The organism is Pseudoalteromonas sp. (assembly GCF_041613455.1).
Lineage (GTDB): Bacteria > Pseudomonadota > Gammaproteobacteria > Enterobacterales > Alteromonadaceae > Pseudoalteromonas.
On sequence record NZ_JBFJHD010000264.1, the window covers coordinates 1 to 3,547 of the forward strand.

The 3,547-nt window shown below is 46.1% G+C and carries 4 protein-coding genes; 3 read left to right on the top strand and 1 reads right to left on the bottom strand.

Annotated features, from left to right (window positions below):
• The 3 genes from ABYB02_RS15600 to ABYB02_RS15610 form a co-directional block, all read left to right on the top strand.
• The coding region (locus ABYB02_RS15600) for a DnaJ C-terminal domain-containing protein (protein ID WP_372763317.1) at nt 1–556 on the top strand (556 nt) is incomplete at its 5' end.
• Nucleotides 557–630: 74 nt separating this feature from the next.
• Nucleotides 631–1,092 (top strand): Cys-tRNA(Pro) deacylase, encoded by a 462-nt coding sequence (gene ybaK, locus ABYB02_RS15605; protein WP_372763318.1) that lies wholly within the window; start codon nt 631–633, stop codon nt 1,090–1,092.
• Nucleotides 1,093–1,114: 22 nt separating this feature from the next.
• Complete coding sequence (locus ABYB02_RS15610) at nt 1,115–1,366, top strand: hypothetical protein (protein ID WP_372763319.1); 252 nt, start codon at nt 1,115–1,117, stop codon at nt 1,364–1,366.
• 89 nt (nt 1,367–1,455) lie between these two features.
• On the opposite strand, the gene ABYB02_RS15615 is transcribed toward ABYB02_RS15610, so the two are convergent.
• On the bottom strand, nt 1,456–3,547 hold a 2,092-nt coding region (locus tag ABYB02_RS15615), incomplete at its 5' end, for a TonB-dependent receptor domain-containing protein (RefSeq protein ID WP_372763320.1).

The window sequence follows — 3,547 nt, forward strand, 5'->3', positions numbered from 1 at the left end:
AATTATTTCAGATCCTTGTAACAGCTGTCATGGTCAAGGCCGTGTTGAAAAAACCAAAACGCTGTCGGTTAAAATTCCTGCGGGCGTGGATACCGGTGACCGTATACGCTTAACCGGTGAAGGTGAAGCGGGTATGCATGGTGCGCCAGCGGGCGATTTATACGTACAAGTGTCGGTGCGTGATCACCGTATTTTTGTGCGCGATGGCAATAACTTACATTGTGAAGTGCCAATTAGCTTTACCACAGCGGGCCTTGGTGGCGAAATTGAAGTGCCGACACTGGATGGCCGTGCGAAGCTAAAAATTCCTTCAGAAACGCAAACCGGTAAAATGTTCCGTATGCGTGGGAAAGGGGTGAAGTCTGTACGCAGTGGTGCAATTGGTGATTTAATTTGTAAAGTTGTGATCGAAACACCCGTTAACTTAAATGAGCGTCAACGCGATTTACTTAAAGAGTTAGAAGAAAGCATGGGCAAAGATAGCTCAAAAAACCGTCCAAAAGAGCAAGGCTTTTTTGATGGCGTGAAAAAGTTTTTTGATGATTTAACCAAGTAAATAGTGAACATGAAAGGCGGCGCTATTTAGCGTCGTTTTTTTTGCTTAGTCGTTTTTATGCAGCATGAAATACCATGACCCCAGCAATAAAGTTACTAAAAAATAACCAGGTTAGCTTTGAATTGTTAAGCTACCAACACAGTGCAGATGCCAGCAGTTTTGGCCTTGAAGCAGCACACAAGCTCAACCTTGATAGCACGCAGGTGTTCAAAACGTTAGTGCTTGAAAATCAAGACGGCCAGCTATTGGTTGCAATAACACCGGTCGCGCAGCAGGTTAATTTAAAACAACTTGCTGCATTGTGTGGCGCTAAAAAAGTAGCCATGGCTGATGCCAAAAAAGTCCAAGCCAGTACCGGGTATGTGTTAGGGGGCGTGAGTCCATTTGGGCAAAAAAAGCGCCTTGCCACCTTTTTACATTGTAGTGCCACGCAGTTTGCGTGTATTTATGTGAGTGCCGGTAAGCGTGGCTTAGACATCGCTATTGACCCACATGACTTAGTGAAGCTAACAGCGGCAAAATTAGGTGAGTTTTAACCTTTAGTTCAATGGAGATCAGATGGCGAAGCCAAATAAAAAAGGCCCCAGTAAAACGGTCGACATATTTTGCGCAGCTTGTAGAGCGCCGTTGTTTAAATACCGTAAAGGGGGCAAAGGCGCGTTAGTGAAATGTTTTATTGAACGTATTAGCCAAGATTATACCGAGCAGCCTTGTATTTGCCCAAAGTGCCAGCAAGCGTTTGCCCGCCCCGCGACCATCAGAGGCACCGCAGCGTATAAAATGATTGGTGGTAAAGTTACGTTTAAATAAGCCGTTGGCTAACGGGGTCTTTTATAGTAGTGAGCTAGATAACGGGTGCGATACCAGCTCACTATAAGTTGCGCGATTAACAACGCTGTTTAGAAGTGGTAGCTAAAACCTGCGTAGTAGCTTCGACCCAATAAAGAGTAGTTAAGGCGTCCCCAGTTGGTAAATGGATTATCTAACCAGGTTTCGTCAGTCACATTATTCACCCCGAGATATACATTTGCCTCATCGGTGACGTTATAGCCAAGCCAAAGGTTATGCACAATGGAGTCTTCAATCTGCTGGTGTTCATAGCGATCGGGGTTTAGATCATTGTAACGCGGCCCGCCTTGGGTAAACTTAGTGGTCCAACGTACGGTTAAATCATTGAGTGAATAAGTGGCCATTATATCTGCTTTCCATTCGGGCGAGCCTAATGTGCCGACTGAGTCTGATTTAAGGGGTTTACCCTCAACAAAGTCGTATTCGGTGTATGATTTTTCTAATTGGTGAGTAACGCCCATTGCCAAAGCAAGTGTACCGGCAAGATCAAATGATTTTGCCATATCTAGGCTGTAGTCCGCTTCGATATCGATACCGCGGCGACGAGAGTTATCGGCGTTTAAGAAAGTATCGCGCACCGATAACACATTACCATTACTATCGCGCTCGATTTGGTTACAGTATTCATTGTTAATTGATTCTAAATCAACACAGTTGCTTAACACACTGCTGGCCCCAAAACTTACAATAAGATCTGATAAATCAATATCATAATAATCGATAGAGAGTCTTAAGTTATCAATAAAGCGTGGCTGAAAAACAAAGCCAGCTGTTAAAGTGGTGGCGGTTTCTTCACTTAAGTCGGTATTGCCGGAGCTGATCACTTTGCCGCGCTTACCCTTTAAGTTAGAGTCCCAATCAGCAGTGATCCCCAGCGCTTGGCAGTTGGCTTTGCGTCGTCCATCAGCAGGTCCGCCATCGATTTGATCGGCATCACAGGGATCCGTCAAGTCGCTATAGCCAATAGACACACCCGCAAACATTTCACCGAGTTGCGGGGCTCTAACGGCACGAGAGTAGGTGGTTCTAAAACGCAGATCATCATTTACAGCCCAGTTTACGCCTAACTTAGAACTGCTAAAGCTTGCTGACTCTGTTGAATATTTAGCATAACGTAACGCGCCCTCAAGCTCGACACGCTTTGCAAATGGTGCGTCACTGACTAACGGGATTAAAAACTCCCCATACACTTCTTTGATATTGCGGCTAACATCATCAATACCGGTCATTTGTGAAGATAACTTACCTGAAGCCCACAAGTCTGATGGACGATAGTCTAAGCTTTCATAACGTATTTCTACACCGGCACTGAGTTGCACCTGACCTGCGGGTAATTCAAATGCTTCACCGGACAGGTTTGCGGCAAAACCATGGCCTTTAACATCGGTGTTGGTTTCGTGGCTTGCCATAACGTAATCCAGTACGTCAGCTGATGCCGCGGTAAAAGGGCTAAAGCTTGGGCAATTACCTTGCTGTTGACATGGCCCAATTAGGGTAAAGTTACTGCTATTAAAGCGGTCGTTGCGCAGCGCATTATTACTTTGCAGCGTGGCTTTAGTAAACCCAGTGGTGAGATACATATCCCACAACCAGTTTTCATTGAGCTCGCCCTCCAGCGTTAAGCTAGTAGATAAGTATTCGCGCTCATTTTTATGACCACGCCCGCCCGCTTCGTCAAAGGTATATGGTAGCAGTAGCCAATTATCACCGTAAGCATCCAGTGTATCCTGCACTGAGTCGGGCACCGTGATGCCATCGGCGGTTAAGCGCTCTACTGTGGTCCAGGTATCCCAAACAAACGGCGGATCAATCTCATCTTGCGACTTGGTCTTTGAGTACATAACATCGACGGCCATGGTGATCTCGTCAAACATGTAGCCTAAGCGCGCATACGCATTGACACGATCGTAAGGGTTTCTTGCCATACCCCAGGTTAGCGGATCAAAGCCACTGCCATCGGTTGCCAGCCAACCATCTTGAACGTTACTGCTGGGGGTTCTGAGGCTCGCGATACCGTTATCTAATTGAAACCAATCGGCGCCGCCAGTTGCGGTATTCCACACGCCAAATACATTTTTATCGGCACCAAAAGAAGGGTAGGTTAAATCGCTGGCTATGATTTGATCGGCAATGCCGTCATTC